The sequence below is a fragment of the Sphingobacterium sp. GQ94 genome (genome assembly GCF_059758715.1).
The window spans coordinates 84,568-102,956 of record NZ_JCAXEC010000008.1 but is presented as its reverse complement, the minus strand read 5'-3'; the positions used below and the strand labels follow the sequence as shown (position 1 = coordinate 102,956).

The 18,389-nt window shown below is 36.2% G+C and carries 13 protein-coding genes; 4 read left to right on the top strand and 9 right to left on the bottom strand.

Features of this window, described 5'->3' with window-relative positions:
• Nucleotides 1-37 precede the first annotated feature (37 nt).
• The 3 genes from AC6CHH_RS09310 to AC6CHH_RS09300 form a co-directional block, all read right to left on the bottom strand.
• Entirely contained in the window at nt 38-1,354 is a 1,317-nt protein-coding gene (locus tag AC6CHH_RS09310) for a PepSY-associated TM helix domain-containing protein (RefSeq protein WP_498282098.1), read from the bottom strand.
• Between the two features lie 85 nt (nt 1,355-1,439).
• Nucleotides 1,440-2,798: a DUF4374 domain-containing protein gene (locus AC6CHH_RS09305; protein WP_498282096.1), complete on the bottom strand. Its 1,359-nt coding sequence runs from the start codon at nt 2,796-2,798 to the stop codon at nt 1,440-1,442.
• Between the two features lie 24 nt (nt 2,799-2,822).
• Nucleotides 2,823-5,246 (bottom strand): TonB-dependent receptor, encoded by a 2,424-nt coding sequence (locus AC6CHH_RS09300; protein WP_498282094.1) that lies wholly within the window; start codon nt 5,244-5,246, stop codon nt 2,823-2,825.
• An 89-nt stretch (nt 5,247-5,335) separates the two neighbouring features.
• Here AC6CHH_RS09300 and AC6CHH_RS09295 point away from each other — a divergent pair, with 89 nt between their 5' ends.
• A complete protein-coding gene (locus tag AC6CHH_RS09295; RefSeq protein WP_498282092.1) occupies nt 5,336-6,277 on the top strand; it encodes a helix-turn-helix transcriptional regulator in 942 nt (313 codons plus the stop codon).
• 142 nt (nt 6,278-6,419) lie between these two features.
• Here AC6CHH_RS09295 and nagB read toward each other — a convergent pair whose 3' ends face one another.
• Nucleotides 6,420-8,342 (bottom strand): glucosamine-6-phosphate deaminase, encoded by a 1,923-nt coding sequence (nagB, locus tag AC6CHH_RS09290; protein WP_498282090.1) that lies wholly within the window; start codon nt 8,340-8,342, stop codon nt 6,420-6,422.
• 226 nt (nt 8,343-8,568) lie between these two features.
• Between nagB and AC6CHH_RS09285 the strand changes: the two genes are divergently transcribed.
• The gene (locus AC6CHH_RS09285) at nt 8,569-9,234 is read left to right on the top strand and encodes a redoxin domain-containing protein (protein WP_498282088.1); all 666 of its coding nucleotides are present in this window, start codon (nt 8,569-8,571) and stop codon (nt 9,232-9,234) included.
• 71 nt (nt 9,235-9,305) lie between these two features.
• Here AC6CHH_RS09285 and AC6CHH_RS09280 read toward each other — a convergent pair whose 3' ends face one another.
• Nucleotides 9,306-10,127 (bottom strand): SMP-30/gluconolactonase/LRE family protein, encoded by an 822-nt coding sequence (locus tag AC6CHH_RS09280; protein ID WP_498282086.1) that lies wholly within the window; start codon nt 10,125-10,127, stop codon nt 9,306-9,308.
• 136 nt (nt 10,128-10,263) lie between these two features.
• Between AC6CHH_RS09280 and uxaC the strand changes: the two genes are divergently transcribed.
• Entirely contained in the window at nt 10,264-11,667 is a 1,404-nt protein-coding gene (gene uxaC / locus AC6CHH_RS09275) for a glucuronate isomerase (RefSeq protein WP_498282084.1), read from the top strand.
• Between the two features lie 180 nt (nt 11,668-11,847).
• Here uxaC and AC6CHH_RS09270 read toward each other — a convergent pair whose 3' ends face one another.
• The 3 genes from AC6CHH_RS09270 to AC6CHH_RS09260 all read right to left on the bottom strand — a co-directional run bounded on the left by AC6CHH_RS09270 (nt 11,848) and on the right by AC6CHH_RS09260 (nt 16,450).
• The gene (locus tag AC6CHH_RS09270; RefSeq protein ID WP_498282082.1) at nt 11,848-14,265 is read right to left on the bottom strand and encodes an outer membrane beta-barrel protein; all 2,418 of its coding nucleotides are present in this window, start codon (nt 14,263-14,265) and stop codon (nt 11,848-11,850) included.
• Between the two features lie 86 nt (nt 14,266-14,351).
• Entirely contained in the window at nt 14,352-16,094 is a 1,743-nt protein-coding gene (locus tag AC6CHH_RS09265) for a PspC domain-containing protein (protein WP_498282080.1), read from the bottom strand.
• A 20-nt stretch (nt 16,095-16,114) separates the two neighbouring features.
• Nucleotides 16,115-16,450, bottom strand: coding sequence for a PadR family transcriptional regulator (locus AC6CHH_RS09260; protein ID WP_498282078.1), 336 nt, complete (start codon nt 16,448-16,450; stop codon nt 16,115-16,117).
• A 188-nt stretch (nt 16,451-16,638) separates the two neighbouring features.
• Here AC6CHH_RS09260 and AC6CHH_RS09255 point away from each other — a divergent pair, with 188 nt between their 5' ends.
• Entirely contained in the window at nt 16,639-17,025 is a 387-nt protein-coding gene (locus AC6CHH_RS09255; protein WP_498282076.1) for a VanZ family protein, read from the top strand.
• Nucleotides 17,026-17,147: 122 nt separating this feature from the next.
• Here the strand turns inward: AC6CHH_RS09255 and rlmN are convergent, their stop codons facing one another.
• Nucleotides 17,148-18,215, bottom strand: coding sequence for a dual-specificity RNA methyltransferase RlmN (rlmN, locus tag AC6CHH_RS09250; protein ID WP_498282074.1), 1,068 nt, complete (start codon nt 18,213-18,215; stop codon nt 17,148-17,150).
• Between the last annotated feature and the right edge of the window lie 174 nt (nt 18,216-18,389).

Genomic DNA, 18,389 nt, shown 5'->3' with positions numbered 1-18,389 from the left:
TTCACAGAAAACCCCATTATTTGAAAACCTTTCAAAATTATTTTCTTGGTCTTTTCTTCATTTTGTTGATCCAAATCATCGTTCCAGTAACGGGGAGTGATGTGGCAATTAAGCATGAGATAAAATATAAAAGTTTCGTGAAATCACCATAAATATTACCAATATGCAATGCTTTGATAGAAGCGGAAGCCCTTTCGTTAAATGGTTTTTCTCTAAAAATATCTTTTTCTAATAATTCTCCAGAATACTGATCCAAAGTCAGCTTATCACCTGCCGAAGGAGCAAAAAATCCAGTCCTATTCTTACTTACATTAACCACTCCTAAACTATCTTTTGCAAAATTTATCGTTACGTCCCCAGGATAAGGAAGAATTTTATTTATTGCTTGTATGGTTTGTTCAATATTCATTGGCTTCTGACTATCGCCAGAAATTTTAGAGACTAATGTCAACTGTTTTTCCTTCGGTGCATCGGCAGCTTTATAAGTTCCCCATGTTTTTTGCCACCCGCTACGGTACCAATCAAAGGACCAGAAAGGACCTGTAACTGCCATTAGAAATAATATGATGCAACTATAAAAGCCTAGAGTATTGTGAATATCGTGATTCACCCGTTTCCAACGGGCTGACCATTTAATTTTCAATCCATCTTTCCAGGTCCTTATTTTATTCGGAAACCAGATCACCATGCCTGTAATCACACCGAGTAGAAACAACAAGGTAGCACTACCAGTGATCCAAGATCCTAATTTTCTATTTTCTATTCCTTGAATTAAAGGTTTCTCAATTTCATTGAGCAATAACCATCTATGCAAACCAAATAACTTCTGCATAAACTCTGCTGTTTTTGTTTTTACTTCACTAGGGTCTCCAATAATCTCACCGGTATATGGATTTACAGCCAATTGATTTGCCCGAGCTCTCCTCCCCCCAGGAGAAGGTGATGGAGATGGTTTTGCCTGTTCGACTTTTTCCTCTTTGGATCCGTTTGAACTCTTCTTAGAATCCTCAGAACCCTTTTGCCCCTCTGAGGGTTTGTCTTCTTTTTTAGAATACATAAGCATGGTCGTGGCATCTTTCGCATCTGGAATCATAATACCCTGCAGCTCATGTGGAAATTTAGGTCTGAGCGAGGCAACTAAATCATCGGGATTTAATTTTGTTCCCTCGGCATTAACAAAATAATATTCAGACAATGCCCATGCTCTAATTTCTGTATTGTAGGTATATATCGTCCCTGTAATACAGACAATAAATACAACGATCCCTGAAATCAGACCACCCCATAAATGGATATCATTCAAAAATTTTCGAAATTTGACCCAGTTCGTTTTTTGCTTTCTCTTCTGATTCATCCTTACCTTATTTCAATCTAGTACCGAATTAAAAATCAGGTAAATAATGAATTTACCTGATTTTTAATTCTATAATTGATTATGATTAATAAATTCCGATGTACTGATTACCTGTTTTATTCACTAGTTTGGCACCAACTGATTTTTCTCCTGTTTTTTTATTAAAAACATAAATATTACCATCTTGGCCTATTGGAGCAACAGCAATATAAATATCATCACCATCCATTGTTATATTCTGAATTTGACGAAAATTTAATTTATCTTGATTTGGAATATCATATTTTGTTGCTGTTTTAGCGTTCAAGTCAATCCGAGCGATATATCCACCTTTGCCACTTCCTCCGATTGCATAAATAACATAACCAATTCCATCCCCCACATATTTCCAAGTTTCAATGTGCGTATCAACCAAATTTAATGCCTCATCCAAACTAAACTCAAAAGATTCATCATAATCATTTGTCGCTGAATTTATGCGGAGAATTTTTGATCCTCCATCGCCTGGCGCAGCTCCAGAGGTAGATTGGTAAACGTGACCATCCGTTCCAACATATTGCTGGGTACTACGGTAGCCATTAGTGTTTGCTCTAGTATGGCTCGAGGTAATTAATTTTGGATTGCTTAAGCTCGGGTAGTCCAAGACTAATGTTTTCGCCCAACTCTTGGTTCCAGTTCGGTCAACCTCAAAACTTGGCAAACCATCCGAACCTATGGTAAAGGAACTTGTGTTATGTTTTGTAATAGCAGCCCCGATGTATACTTTGTCTCCAGCTTTGTTGATGACAGGTACATCTATCCTACTTACGTAATAACCAGCTGCAATTTCCTCTTCAGTTAATTTTAGATCAAAAGAAGTCGTTTTAGTAATCTTTGGATCATTTAAATCTAACGAAATGACGTCCGTCTTGGCGGTTCTTTCCTTATACACAAAATTAGGAGAAATTCCCGTAAACACCACATCATTAGCAGATGCACGTACTGCTATTCCAACACCTTCTGCCGCCTTTAACCAACGTGGAGCAGAGCTGACATAGGTAGCCGTTTCCACCTCAGCACCTTCAGGGGTGAAGTCTTTCCCGCCATGTACTTTAAATTTATTAAACACCCCTCCGTCATCTCCTGTGTATTGGATATTATACAAATATTTGCCATCTGCGGAAGCCTGTAATCTAGCGGTACGAGAAGATTTAACATGCATTCCATTGTCAAACACATTGACAGAAAAATTAGGGTCTTTTGCTTGTTCAGGTGTTAGGCTGTAAACCATAGTTCCACCATCCCCATCACCTGCTTCATCTTGCATTAAAGCCCCTGAGACCGTGATCCAACGATCAACATCTTGTTCTCCTGGTTCTGCAATATCTTGATTAGAACAGCTTGAAAGTACTACAGTGGTGGCCATCATGCCTAATAAACCGAATTTTAATATATTTTTTTTCATCTTTCAGAAATTAGTGTTTGAAATTTATATTTTATTGATTGAATAATTAAGTTTTAAATAGAAGCCACGACCAGGTTTTTGGACCCCAAAATTGTCGTAAAGCTCTTGATTAAATACATTTTTAACATCAAGACTTGCAATAATTTTCTTGCTAGGAAATACATAACTTAACCCAAAGTTTTGCGCTACCTGTCTAGGAGTAATGAACCAATCTGATTCTGGCCATATGGTATTGAATGGGGCCACATAACCTACCGTATAAAACAAATTAAGTTGTGAAGATTTTTGTAAAACATCCTCTAAACTATAATGTAAATTTCCATTCATGGTATAAAATGGCTCATTCGGTATTTGTGTATTATAATAGGTCATTTTTTGACCAGATGTTGGATCAAATTCTTGTTTGAATAATGAATTGAACTTAGAGAGATTGAAATTAAGGGTAAGTTTATCTTTATAGGTATAGGACAATTCGCCTTCAAAACCTAATGACTGCGCTAATCCTAGATTAACAAACTGAGTTAATTCAATATCCTGACTATTAAGCATATCGTTTGCTCTAGCCATAATACGATCTTTAGTGTTGCGCCAAAATACATTGGCAGATGCGGATACTTTGTGGGAGTCAAATTGGAAGGCTCCTAGTCTCAATCCTGTGTTAAGGTTATCACTCACCTCGGGTGATATTCCTGGATTAGCAATGACATTATCTTCTGGACTTCCAAAAGTTTCAGACCCCTCCGGCATGCGGATGGCATGTTCTGCAGATGCTAGCAAAATAATTCTAGGTGTAATTCTATACGATGCGGCTAATCCGTAACCACTGTTTTTCCTATTATCCTTAGTTTCATTTTTAATTATTGTTGTCTGATCGTTAACAACTTGACCCGTATAGCTTGTGTTTCCGATTGATTGTTGGTACAGTTTATAAAACACATTGGTAATTAAACGATCATTTAATATCTGCGATTCATAATTAAATGAAAATACATTTTTTGATAACGCATTAGAACTATTTATTCCATCGAGTCCAATCGGGTTCAAATGATTTTTATCTTTTCTATCAATCGAATAATGGACATGATTTATAGACAAGCGGTGCCCCGAAAATAAATCATAACTAAGGTTGGACCTAATATTTGCGATTTGACGATCTACATCTGTTAAGGATGGTCGTCCTTGTTGAGCTCCATCGCTTTTACGAATTGGATTTCCATTCAGATCCACTCGGATTTTTCCATCCCAATTATATGCCCATGGCACAGTATCTTGAATAAAGGTATTGCGGAAACTATAAACACCGTTAACAGACAGGCTTAAGCCCTCGGTCAATAAATCCCTTTTATTATAATTCAAACTGATCACATTAGCTTTGGTATCAGAAGTTCTCCCCATATACGGCGTACCCATGGTTTGTCCGTGTTGGATTTCCTTATAAGAATCTGATACATTATATCCTAACAGAAATGCATCAGCCCACTTTACATCTGTGAATCCCAATTCAAGTCGACCTGTTAATGAACGATATCCATCAAAAAACCGTTTGGTTTTAAAGTTTCTTTTAACGACCCCATTTGGTTCTATATATTTTGAAAATTTTCCCCAGATTTCATAATCGTTATCAGAATTTAAGTAAGTGCCAGAAAAACGAGTGGTAAAACCAGTTTTTGCATCTCTATATAAGGCACTGATATCGGATTGCATAGTATTAAACGACCCATAAGAAACGGATGCAGATAGGTTATTACTCGAACCACCTTTCTTAAGGACAATATTGATTGCCCCACCCAATAAATCACCCGTCAAATGTGCCGGTAAAACACCTTTGTAGACCTCAATCCGATCAATCATTGATGGTGGGATTGAATTTAGATTAAATGAGGAACCATAGGTTGAGATTTCAATTCCGTCAATAAAAATTCCAACAGAACGACCACTCATTCCGTTTAAATTATATTGAACTTCTGAACCAAGTCCACCACTTTGTCTGACACGAACGCCCACAGTTCTATCCAATAGTTCGTTCGTTTGAATATTTCTTAAAGAAGCTTCTTTGGTCTGAATAACATTCACAGCAAAACCTTTGGTTTCTATTTCTCTCTTCACAGAATTGCCAACAACCCGAACCTCATCCAAACTGATATTTCCTTTTGGGTCTATGTGAATATCTAAATTATGTAAAGCCTTTTGGACCAAGAGAGGAAGTTTTTTTGGTTTAATCTCCACCGAGGTAACCACAATTTTTTGCGCGCCAAAAGGAACACCTTTCAATTCATAGAGTCCTGAATCATTTGAAATAGAGGCTATATTGGACCCTTCAATACGAACTGTCGCCTGTGCAATCGAAGTTCCATCTAATAAATGTACCCTGCCCTTAATCACAGCTGTTTGAGCGAACAGCGCTAAGGAGATTAATAAAAATAAACTGGTAAGGTAAATTTGTTTCATTATCTAACAATAATATATTAACTTCAACATTCTTTAGAACAAGTCTAAATAAACATCGTTGCAAATGTAGAATTATTCTAAATAAGAAGATGACGCAATCAGAAATAAAAGCTAAAGAATCAGAAATAAACGAGGTGAATTCCAGAGAATCAAGAGAAAATATGTTAGAAATGAACTTTAGCTTAGCGTATTCATTTATTAATGGAATACAACAATTTCGCTATGAGGCCTCAAAAAACGGATATCTGACCGTTTATGTGAAGAAAGATTTTAACATAGGCTATTATCAATATAAGGAGAAAACTCATCGATTTAAAGCGGAAGAAAGTATTTTTTTACGAATCCAAAAAAATGAAATTTTCGAGATTCAGAGTGATTCTGAGCAAAATAAAATAATTATCATTTATATTGAGTGTCAAGAAGTCCCTCATCATGTTCTGAGTCCTGAGAACAAAGAAAGTTCGAACCAAGTGAAAATTATGCCGACGGATTACAGAACAAAATTGGCTCTTCAGCAAGTGTTTGAATATGAACAACAAAACGATTATTTAAGCCAAATGAAAATACAAGCTCTTTCTTTTGACATGTTCGTTTATCAATTGGAGGAACTATTCATAAAAAACAATGGACATGAAATTACGGGCAAAAAAAATCACTATGAAAAAATTCAGCAAGTCAAGAATCTGATTGATGCTGATCTTTCAAAAAACCATACCATCTCAGAACTTGCTAAATCCGTTGGAACAAATGAGCAGTACCTAAAAATATATTTCAAACGCTATTATTCAAAGACAGTCATGAACTACATTACCCATATGAAGATGGAATTAGCAAAAAAATTAATTCTGGAAGGGAAGTATCGCGTCTCTGATGTAGCAAGTATGACCGGTTATAAACACTCAACGCATTTTACCACAGCATTCAAAAAGCACTTTGGAATAATTCCCAATTCCTTAAGATATACGGTCTTATTTTCGCAAATAACGAATCATTACGTCCCGAATTTCTTTCTTGAATTTTTTGGCTTCTAAGTTCACGCAACATTTTTCGAATCGGTTTCGCGGATTTTTTCATAAGCAGGCGATTACGCGTGCAAAAAGATATTAAAATAGTATGGGCCACACCATTGAAATCTTGATGCGGCCCATACCTATCGAATATTAACCAGTTAACCTAGTCGAATTTATAACGAACAAAAGCTTCAATTGCTTCGTAGTTCGCCAAACCTAATTTATGGTATAATCCAGCGGTTTCACTCGTACGATCTTCTGCACGTACCCAAAATTCTCTTGGATCATCTCCAGGGAAAACAGGAAGATCTTTTTGAGATTGATGTTTGAAGATCGCTAAGCGTTTGCGTTTTACCTCTTGTGGAGATAAAGGAACGGCCATTTCAATTTCATGAATTGGATATTCATGCCATGCACCACGATACAACCATAACCAACAATCTTTAGTCCACTCATCCGTTTCACGCAAGCGAAGAACAGCAGCTAAGATTACATCAAAACAAACTTTATGCGTTCCATGAGGGTCTGCAAAGTCACCTGCAGCAAATATCTGATGCGGTTTAACTTTTCGCAATAATTCCATGGTTTGTTGAATATCATCTTCGAAGTCAATTTCTTTGGAGAATTTTCCTCGGTCGTAAAAAGGTAGAGCTTGGAAATGAATATTCTCATCGGGAACCCCAACAAAACGAGCTCCTGCAATTGCCTCACCTTTACGAATTAAACCTTTAATGGTTCTAATGATCTCAGGATCGACTTGATTTGGTTGCTTGATTTTAAAAAATTCACGAGCATCATCATATGTATTTCGGGTAACCCCATTATCCTCGTTAACCGCAACAGCAAAATCTTGCACAAATTCTAAATAACGTAATACATCATCATCCCAAACGGCCGTATTACCTGAGGTTTGATATGCTACGTGTACATTATGCCCCTGATCGGCTAGACGTATAAATGTTCCTCCCATTGAGATAACATCATCATCTGGATGTGGAGAGAAAACTATCACATTTTTACGAGCTGGTTCAGCTCGCTCTGGACGGTTGGAATCATCAACTTCAGGTTTACCACCTGGCCATCCAGTGATGGTCCGTTGCAGTTCATTAAAAATACGAATATTAATACTATAAGCCGTTCCTTGTTCGGTAATTAACTGTGACATACCATAATTGTTGTAATCGTCATCAGTCAATTTTAAAATTGCTTTATCCAAATGAAGAGACAACCAAACAACTGCCTTTTTAACTAGATTATCTTCCCATACCACATCATGGGCCAGCCAAGGAAGATTGAATCTAGTAAGTGCTGATGCAGCATCTTGATCCAATACAAACTCTACATTTTCTGACATTTGTAGATAAGTGGCAGGAATTTCTGAGGATATCTCTCCCTCAACTGCTTTCTTTACAATCTCTGCCTTTTTCTCATTCCAAGCCATTAAAACAATTTCCTTTGCTTTGAAAATTGTTCCTACTCCCATTGTAATCGCTTTGGTCGGTACATTTTCTTTTCCACCGAACTCACGAGACGCATCTCTTCTTGTAAGGTCATCCAAGGTAACCAAACGCGTACCTGAATTGGGAGCTGAACCCGGTTCATTGAAACCAATATGACCTGTTCGTCCAATACCCAAAAGTTGAATATCTAAACCTCCTAAACTAGAAATTTTTTGTTCATAACCTTCGCAGAATGCCTGAACTTTGTCAGCTGCGAGTGTGCCATCCGGGATATTAATGTTTTGCTGTGGAATATCCACATGACTAAACAAATGCTTGTTCATGAAAGCTACATAGCTTTGTTCTGCTGTTGGCAACATTGGATAATATTCATCCAAGTTGAAGGTTACCACATTTTGAAAACTTAAGTTTTCCTCCTTATGAAGGCGAACTAGTTCTTTGTAAACTTTAACAGGCGTTGCACCGGTAGCTAAACCTAGAATTGCCTTTTCCCCTTTAGCCTGCTTATCTTTAATGATAGTAGCTATGCGCTGAGCAACTTGAATAGAAGCATCATCTTGAGAGGGGTATACCGTAACTGGGACTTTCTCAAAACGGGTTTCCTCTAATAAATTTAATCTTGCCATTTAAAATGAAAAATACCTTAAGTGAGCCTCAAATTTAACAATTTATTAGGCGCTGGCACAAAAAAATAAAAACTTTTTCAATTAATGTCATAAACATGTATTTTATGCGCATAAACGCTTTCTTTTTTGGTCTTCGTCAATAAAAAATGACTAAAATTCTAAGAAATAAACCCTAAGCAGTTAGTAGATAATCCGTAAATTTGGAGTTGAATAAAAATAAACACACATGAAATATCTAATCTTGTTCTTCGCACTGATTCCTAGCTTGTTATTTTCTCAATCTAGAGAAGCTTTACTTAATCAGATAAAATCAAATCCAAAAGATCAAAACTCCATTAAACTTATACAAAAGGTTGGAGGATACGATCCGCAATACGACGAATTGAAAGCTCTATTCAAAACTTTAGACAAAAAGGTAAGAAAATCAACCAATGGGAAGATCTTTGATCGTTATTTGGAGGCCCTAAAAAACACACAACCTGGTAAAAAATCACCTAGCATTACTCAGTTAGATCTAAAAGGAAATCCTTATTCTTTATCCGATTTAAAAGGCAAATATGTACTGGTTGATTTTTGGGCGTCATGGTGTCCGCCTTGCCGAGAAGAAAACCCGAAGCTAGTTAAAACCTATGCCGAGTTTAAAGATAAGAACTTTGAAATTTTAGGCGTTTCCTTTGACAAGGAATATGATGCCTGGGCTAAAGCTGTAGCAGATGATCAGTTAACATGGAAACATGTATCAGACCTACAAGGCTGGAATAATTCCGCCAGTCTGACCTATGGAGTAAAAGCTATTCCTCAAAATATTTTAATTGATCCGGAAGGCAGAGTCATTGCGCGAAATCTACACGGAGACGCCTTGAACAATAAATTAAGGGAACTTTTAAATTAACACTAACTAAAAATGCCAAAAAGGGAATAATCATGGCTCTTTTTGGCATTTTTTCTTTAGTATACGTTGTTCTAATCCATTTGATAAGCGACTACGCTATTCTTTAGGAATGTGGGAACATACAATATTTTGTCTTTTGCATTATAACCTAAATCTGCAGTATTAATTTGACCTCTCACATCCAATAGAAGCGAGACATTTCCTTTTGCTGAAATATAGTAAATTAACCCACCCCAACAAGTCACCAAATACCCGCCGTCCTTAGTTGGCTCTAACCCATCGCCACCAAGCTCAAGTCCTTTAGCTAAAACGACCTTTTGTTTATTTGAATCGATTTTCCATAACTCAGGACCAGCCATAGCGAACAAATTTCCATTGATTACACGTAGTCCGTTTACCTGAGGCACATCGTTCATAAATAAAGTTGGAACATTCTTCTCTAAAACAAATATCTTCCCTTCTCTAGTATCCGAGATATAAACTTTTCCTTTTTTATCCACCGCAACATCATTTAAAAATACGGATTCCGGAACATCAATTTGCTCGAGTACTTTCCCAGTTCTCGTATCGATAACGGCAACCTGAGTAATATCAGCAACATACAGTCGATCTTTATACAAAGCCATTCCCTTTGGCGCATTGAGTCCAGTCACCCAATTTGCATTTTTAATGCTGCCATCCAAATTTAAAACAGCTATCCCACCTTTGCCGTCCATCGCAGCTCCATCACCATCAATTAAAGACACAAATAACTCAGAACGTTCTTCAACATACAATACAGATTCTGGAACAGGCAACTGCTCTGTGGATTCCCATAGTTTTGTAAGCTTTTGTTGACCAAACAAAGAAAATATACTTAATAAAAATAAACTGGATAAGAATGATTTTTTCATGGCTAGGAGGTTTTTATTTACATTATAAATATATTTAAATATAAACCTTTATTTTTAAATATTTGACTAATTTAGAAACAAATCCTTATTTTGGAAATAGAGAAACTTTAGACTTAAACCCCTTTTACCCAGAGATATGAAACCATTTTTAGACGAGAATTTTCTTCTACAGAGCCCTCTTGCACAGCAATTATATCACGAGTTCGCAAAAGATCTTCCTATTATTGATTACCATAATCATTTGCCACCTAATCAAGTTGCAGAGAACTATAAGTTTAAAAATATAACTGAGATTTGGTTACAAGGTGATCATTATAAATGGCGTGCTATGCGCTCAAACGGTGTGCCCGAGCATTTTATTACAGGGGGAGCGAGCGATAATGAAAAATTTCAAAAATGGGCAGAGACTGTCCCTTATACCATGCGTAATCCGTTATATCATTGGACTCACCTCGAGCTACAACGGTATTTCAACATCCATGATCTCTTGAATGCACAGAATGCAGATCAAATCTATGAGAAAACCAATGAGAATTTACTTGACTCAGACTATTCTGTACATGGTTTATTAAATAAAATGAAGGTTGAGGTGATCTGCACGACAGACGATCCAATCGATTCCTTAGCTTATCATCAGCAGTATGCAGCTAATCCTTCTCACTTCAAAATGTTTCCTGCCTTTAGAGCGGACAAGGCAATGAGTCCTGAAAGCACAAAGAATTTTAATGCATATACCGATGCCTTAGCTAAGGTTAGCCAAATGGATATCCTAAATTATCAAGATTTCATAGATGCATTAAAATCCAGGCATGATTTTTTTGCCGAAAATGGGTGTTGCATTTCAGATCATGGATTAAGCCATCTATATGCTGAAGAGTATACCGAAAGCCAAGTCAAAAATATTTTTACAAAAGTTAGATCACATCAAGACTTATCGATTGAGGAAATTAACACCTTTAAATCGGCATTATTGGTTCAATTAGCCGAATGGGATTTTGAAAAGGGGTGGGTGCAACAATATCATGTAGGAGCCTTTAGAAACACCAATTCTAAGGCCCTAAGCATTTTAGGTCCAGACACCGGTTTTGATAGTATTGGGGATTATTCCCAAGGACAGAGCTTAGTTAAATTTTTAGCCAGGATGGCAGAAAAACAAAAGCTCACAAAAACAATATTATACAATTTAAACCCTAAAGATAATGACCTTTTTGCCGCAATGATTGGTAATTTTAACGATGGAGAAATTGCCGGAAAGATGCAATTCGGTTCAGCCTGGTGGTTTAATGATCAGAAAGAAGGGATGACCAACCAAATTAATACCTTATCAAACATTGGATTAATTAGCCAGTTTGTAGGGATGTTGACTGATTCCAGAAGCTTTTTATCCTTCCCCCGACATGAATATTTTCGCCGAATATTATGCAATATATTTGCCCAAGACGTTATTAATGGAGAGCTTCCCAATGACACCAAATGGATTGGGAAAATAATTCAGGATATCTGTTACTATAATGCTAAGGCTTATTTCCCTTTTTCTTAAAAGGGAAATAAGCTCAACTATTTAACCTTAATGATCAGGTCCAAATTATTGCGGAAATAATTGATAACCAAGTTTTCAATGCAACTCATAGAATTACTCCGACTCTTAAAAGTTAAAAGGCCACAGGTTGGGAGCCTATGACCTTTAACTTAACTAAACATTGAAACAAAGCCTTTTTTATTAATTCGCCCTTTCCTTCTCATCATTACTGGATTCTTTCTTTTGAAATTGCTGTTTAAGATTCCCAAACTTATAATTGAATGTAATTCGAACGCTTTGGCTATCGTTGTATTGCCTAATTTTCGAATTAAACTCCTGGAAATCAGTAGATAAATTATTTCTATTGGAACGAAAAACATCACTCACCGCTAATTTTAGAGAACTCCTCTCATCTTTAAAGTTATAATTTAACCCTATATCCGTATTAAATCTTCCTTCAATCTTATATACATTGTATATAAATGGGGTACTCCCATTCAAATTTACTTCAGCCGAAAGGTTACTTCTTAGTTTAAAGGTATGCATACTGTTAGCCTGAACAAAGAATGAACCCATATCAGCATAATGTCCCGCAATTGGTCCTTTGAAATGCATGTAAATACCCGTTACATTGTTATTCATTGTCCAAAAATTTCCAATTTGGTGTGGTATATTCATATTCAAATAAGAGGTTACAGATTGGGCCAAATTTTCCCGGGTGATCCAGGTAGCTTTAGTGACAGAATCTTGTCCCATGCTTTCCACCATTGCATCATTTGTAATATCCGTTCCTAACGTAAAATTGTACCGTTGTTTTAGGGTATAATTTAAAGTGAAACCATCTGTATATTCAGGTTTAACGTAAGGGTTACCTTCTTGATAAGTTAATTTATCTATGTAATACCTAAATGGATTTAAATAACGATAATTTGGTCGAGTTACTTTTTTAGCATATCCTAAAGTCAAAACATGATCTTGACTGATATTGAGCCCTAGATTTGCTGAAGGGAAGAAATCCAAGTAATCACGTTTAACTTTACTATCTTTTGTGATGGAATGTCCATCAGAAATGGTATGTTCAGCTCTCAGACCGGCCTTCACTGACCATTTTCCTAGAGCAGTACTGAAATCTAGATAACCTGCTGATATTTGTTCGGTATAAATAAAATGATTTGATCTACCCGGATAATCTTGCCAATTGCCATCTATAAATTGTTCAAAAACGAGATTATTATCAGATTTTACGTTACTATATTTTACACCCGCCTCAATTTTACTTTTATTGAAAGGTTTGACATAATCAATCTTCCCAACGTAAATATCTATTCCCACAGGCATTTTATTGAGCTCCAGTTCCTCAGGATATAGTAATTCACCATTTGGCATTTCAGTTCTATAACGATAATTGACCTCAGTTGAAGTTTTAAACTTACTCCAATCTAAGTCTAAAGTTAGCTTACTTCCTAAGGTGTCAATTTTATACTCATTATTGAAATTTGCAGAATATCGGTTAAATAATTCATTACTATGGGAATTGGACCTCATGATGGAATCGATTGATCCATTTACAATCCCAATATCAGACTGGCTAATATTATCCATAATTTCATTCTCATTGTTCCCAGTAAACTGCAACAACATGGTATTCTTTTCCGAGGTCTTCTGTTCTATCCCGAAACGATAATTATGATTTCTATCTTTTTCTATTAATGCAGCATTCTGATCAAAGAAATTATCTACTCCTTCATTTGATATTATTCTTTCTAAACTTAAATCCGTTTTGCGTTTATTATCAGCATAAGCATAAGAACCAAATAAGGTTGTGTTCCCTTTTTTGTAATTTAAATTCAGTGAGCTATTGCCACGGAAATATCTGCCATGTCCAGCGCTTACCACAAAAGCTCCATTAAATCCTTCGGTTTTATTTTTCTTTAAAACGATATTAATTGTCCCAACGGATCCTTGAGCATCATCTTTTGCCTCTCTACTGGTAGAAACCTCAATACTTTTGATCTGACCTGCATCGGTTGATTTTAAAAACGTAGTCAATTGATCACCAGACATATACGTCTGACGGCCATCAATGGTAACATTCACTCCTTGTTGACCCATCAACTGTAGATTATCATCTTTATCAACGCTTACTCCAGGGGCACGTTTTACCACTTCAAGCGCATTATTACCGGCGGCTAAAGTTGAATTCTCAACATTCAACACGAGTTTACCGTTTACATTTTGAACCAATGGAACGCGTGCTTGCACCGTCACAGCTTCAATACTTTCGCTATCGCTGCTAATTTGGATATTTTCTACCAAATATGTTTTATCCGTTAATTCAAAAGCCACAGATTTTCCTTTACTATAGCCAATTGCACTTGCCTGGACATAATAATTACCCTTTGGTGCACTGATAATATGATAATTCCCCTGCTCGTCGGTTACAGCACTTTTAATTAATATATCGCCAGTAGTTGACATAAGATATACCGAAACTGAGGCAATAGCCTGGTTATTTTGGTCAATTACTTTTCCTTTGATGTCGGCATCTTGAGCGGTTGCGAATGTATTGCTTACGATGCCAACAATAAATATCACAACCATAATGATCGTTCGTCCCATTTTTTTGGTTAGTTAAATAAATTTAAATTGATTGACCTGCTGATTAACAGCATCAGCAGGTATATTTTTTTATAAGACGTGAATTCCTATACTTGGGTTACATCAACCTGAATATTTTTTTCAGATTTCTCTTCAAGAACTTCCGTTGCTTTTTCACTTACTTTTTTCGCTTCCTCCTGTTCTTTTAGAAGCTTCTCAGCCTCTTCTTTTCTTTGTTCTTCCAATTTGAGAACACACTTTAGACCTTCTTTAGTCATAATCCATTCTGAATATTTATTTTGATCGGATTTACATTCATGTGCCCATATTCCACGCACTTTGTGACTTAGTCCTTCGTCTAGGAAAACCTTGGTTCCAATAGGCAAAAATGCAGCGATTGACACCTTTTGCTCTCTAGAAAGCTGATCGCCTTGAACAGAAAAATGACTATCAAAAATGATATTTTCTCCTTGTTGGCTAACCTTATAATTGATTTTTGAAGCTCTTTCGGATGCTTGATTATACGTTTTACCTTTTGCCTCATAATTATATTGCAAATATGGTTTTTTTAAGGAATCAATGGATTCAAAACGAATGGAGATATCATTTCGCAGCACATCAGGAAAATTTTTATTTTCCAAATTCAAGTTGAACCCCTTTTTGGTAAAATCTTCGTCGGAGGCTTTAATTACGCGAACATCATTTTCTAAAAACAAAAATATTTCCTTGTTTTCTAGTTGTTTTTCCACGCTAATTGTACTGACCTCCCTAAACTCTTGAATAGTGCTTATAACAAAATACAAGATCATAACAATCGACACAATCCAAGTAGCAAGCAAAGTCATACTCGCATAATTATTCATTGGCCTGGTTTTAAAGATGACACGAAGCATCACAAAAAACAAAGCAAGAAATGGAATAAAAACAGCCAAAGAACCCGCTAGTATTGCAAAAAATGCTGATGTTGGTTCTAATACTTCTAAAGGTGGAAAATAAATATCATTTTTATACCCCATGATATTCAAAACATTGAATACTAAGAACACAAACACGCCAATCAAAGTCGCCCCGGCTATGATTAAAACAAAAATGAAAAAGATCTTTCCAAGGACCGAGAAAAGGCGAAAAATAATATCACCTACCGAACGAGCTCCTCGATTAAATTGCTCGCCGGTTCCCGAAAAATTTTCGCGAAGGCCTTTCATCTCTTCATCAAATGATTTTTTGAAATTTTGCAAATTTGCCTTTTCACCACGCATACTCAATTTATCCGCACGAGATTGAGCTTTTGGCATTACTGCCCATAACACAAAATACAACAGGATTCCTGATCCACCAAATAAGAAAAACAACACAAAAATAACCCGAATCCATTTGGTTTCAATATTGAAATAATGTCCTAAACCACTACATACCCCACCAAAGACCTTATCATCCATATCCCGCATAAGTTTCTTTGCGATTAAGGAAGAATAATCCGGTTCGTTTGAAGGTATGCCTTCCTGGTAAGAAGGTTCAGAGGGTTCATTAAAATTTTCAGGATTTGCTTCATTGGTTTCCGAATTTGCTTCATCCTCCAAAATCTCGGTTTCAAAATCACTCACACGCCCCATTTGCGAGATAACTTGGTTAACGTCTTCAATATTGATGACTTCTTTTCGACCCAATTGGATTCGTTCTGAAAACATCTCAGCAATTCTATTTTCAATGTCTTCAAGGATCTCTTTACTATCCTCAGATTTGCCGAAATGTTTTTTTATTTCAATCATATAAGATCGAAGATTCTCATACGCATCTTCCTCAATGTGGAATACAATGCTGTTTATATTTATAATTATTGTTTTGTTCATGGCTATTTAGTTAAGAGAGGTTAGACTTCACGATTTTCTAAGGATATTTGAACGGCAAAGACTAACTCTTTCCACGTAACATCCAGTTTTTTAAGAACTTCCATCCCTTGGGAAGTTATTTCATAATATTTTCTTGGTGGCCCTGAGGTAGACTCTTTCCAACTATAACTTAACAAACCATTATTCTTAAGCCTAGTCAACAAAGGATAGAGTGTACCTTCAACCACTAACAACTCAGCTTTTTTTAATTCTCTGATGATGTCTGAGGCATATATTTCTCCCCGAGAAATTATAGATAGAATACAGTATTCCAGTATTCCTTTCCTCATTTGGGTTTGCGTGTTTTCTGCTATCATACTATACAAAGATATGGCCTTTCTATAGTACTTTGCAATACATAGTACTATATATTTTCAATAAAATTTCATAAAGCATTGATATTCAGGTAAAAAATTTTTATAAATATGATAAAATTTACAGTCAAAAATCAAATAAAATGCAAATAGTTTTTTAATCTGGGTTTTAAATCCGATTTTTATAAGCAATGAATTGGATTATAAATTATTCTTGGGCGTTACTGTGGGCTATCGTGATGGTGGTCCTGTTAATGCTTCCAGCAAATGACCTACCATCAGCAGATTATTTCCCAGGCTTCGACAAAATGGTCCATGCTGGATCATTCTACCTGTTGACTACTTTAATATTATTTGGAAGAGTACTTGACACCAAGCGAAGAGCCACAAAAATAAAAACCATTTTTGTGGTATTGATTATTGTTAGCTTTTTTGCATTTATGACTGAGGCGGCACAAATGTATTTAACAAGCACAAGACGGTCGGATTGGTGGGATATTTTTGCAGATTATGTTGGAATAGGAATGGCCTTATTTAGCTATTTAGTGCTCTATAACCCAAGGACGCAATATTCCTGACAAAAAATTATACGTTGATTTTTTTTACCAATTTCTCTGGCCAAAAATTAAATCGGTTCAATTCGGGAATAACTTGTAAACTTCAAAAAAATCCAGCTTACGCTACCAAGGTAACTTGAGCTTTAGTTGGTAGTTTCTTGTTCTTCTTTAATGGCGAGTTGACCGCAGGCTGCATCAATGTCTTTTCCTCGACTTCGACGAACATTGGTGATAACTCCTTGGGAACGGAGATAACTAGCAAATTGTTCAATTTTATCCGCATCCGCATTCACGAAATCAGCGAGTGAAATTGGGTTATATTCAATGATATTTACCTTACATGGAACATTCTTACAAAACTTAGCCAGTTCCTTTGCATCCTGCAATTCATCGTTAAAATGATGGAATACAATATACTCGAATGTAATTGGGTTTTTCGTTTTTGCATAAAAATATTTCAACGCCTCGGCCAGTGCTGCTAAAGAGTTCTGCTCATTGATTGGCATAATTTCGTTTCGCTTTTTATCGTTAGCTGCGTGAAGAGATAACGCTAAATTAAAACGGACTTCATCATCGCCTAATTTTTTGATCATCTTAGCTATACCAGCGGTGGAAACTGTTATCCTTTTCGCAGCCATGTTTAAACCGTCAACAGCAGTAATACGCTCCACCGATTTTATCATATTGCTATAGTTCAGCAAGGGTTCTCCCATACCCATGTATACAATATTAGTTAGTGGATGATTATACTTTTCTTCTGCTTGTTTAGCAATCAAAACGACTTGGTCATAAATCTCGTCTGCATTTAAATTGCGCTTTCGATCCATATACCCCGTTGCACAGAATTTGCAGGTCAAACTACAACCAACCTGAGAGCTAACGCATGCCGTCATGCGATCTTCAGCGGGAATTAACACCCCTTCGATGACATTTCCATCATAAAGCCTAAAGGTGCTCTTAATGGTTTTATCGGAACTAATTTGGGATTCTTTTACTTGAACTGAGTGGATGACAAAATGATTCTTCAGATGTTCTCTCAAAGATTTACTCAGGTTACTCATTTGATCAAAATCGGTACAGGATTTTTGCCAAAGCCATTCGTAGATTTGCTTTGCCCGGAATCCCTGTTCACCAATGTTGACAAGGGACTCTTTTAATTGAGTTAGACTCAAACTCCTGATATCGACCAATTTTATTGTATTTTCCACCATGCAAAGATACATCAAAAAATATAAGCTCTATGTAAAATTGGTCAAAATCCGATTCGAAACCCTATAAATCCTATCCGTAAGCCTATAAAGAATGGCCAAGCAAGCATTTATTGATAGTAATGGTTGACTTTTAAACAATTCCCATCACAAAAAAATTAAGTTGAGCCGAGGTGT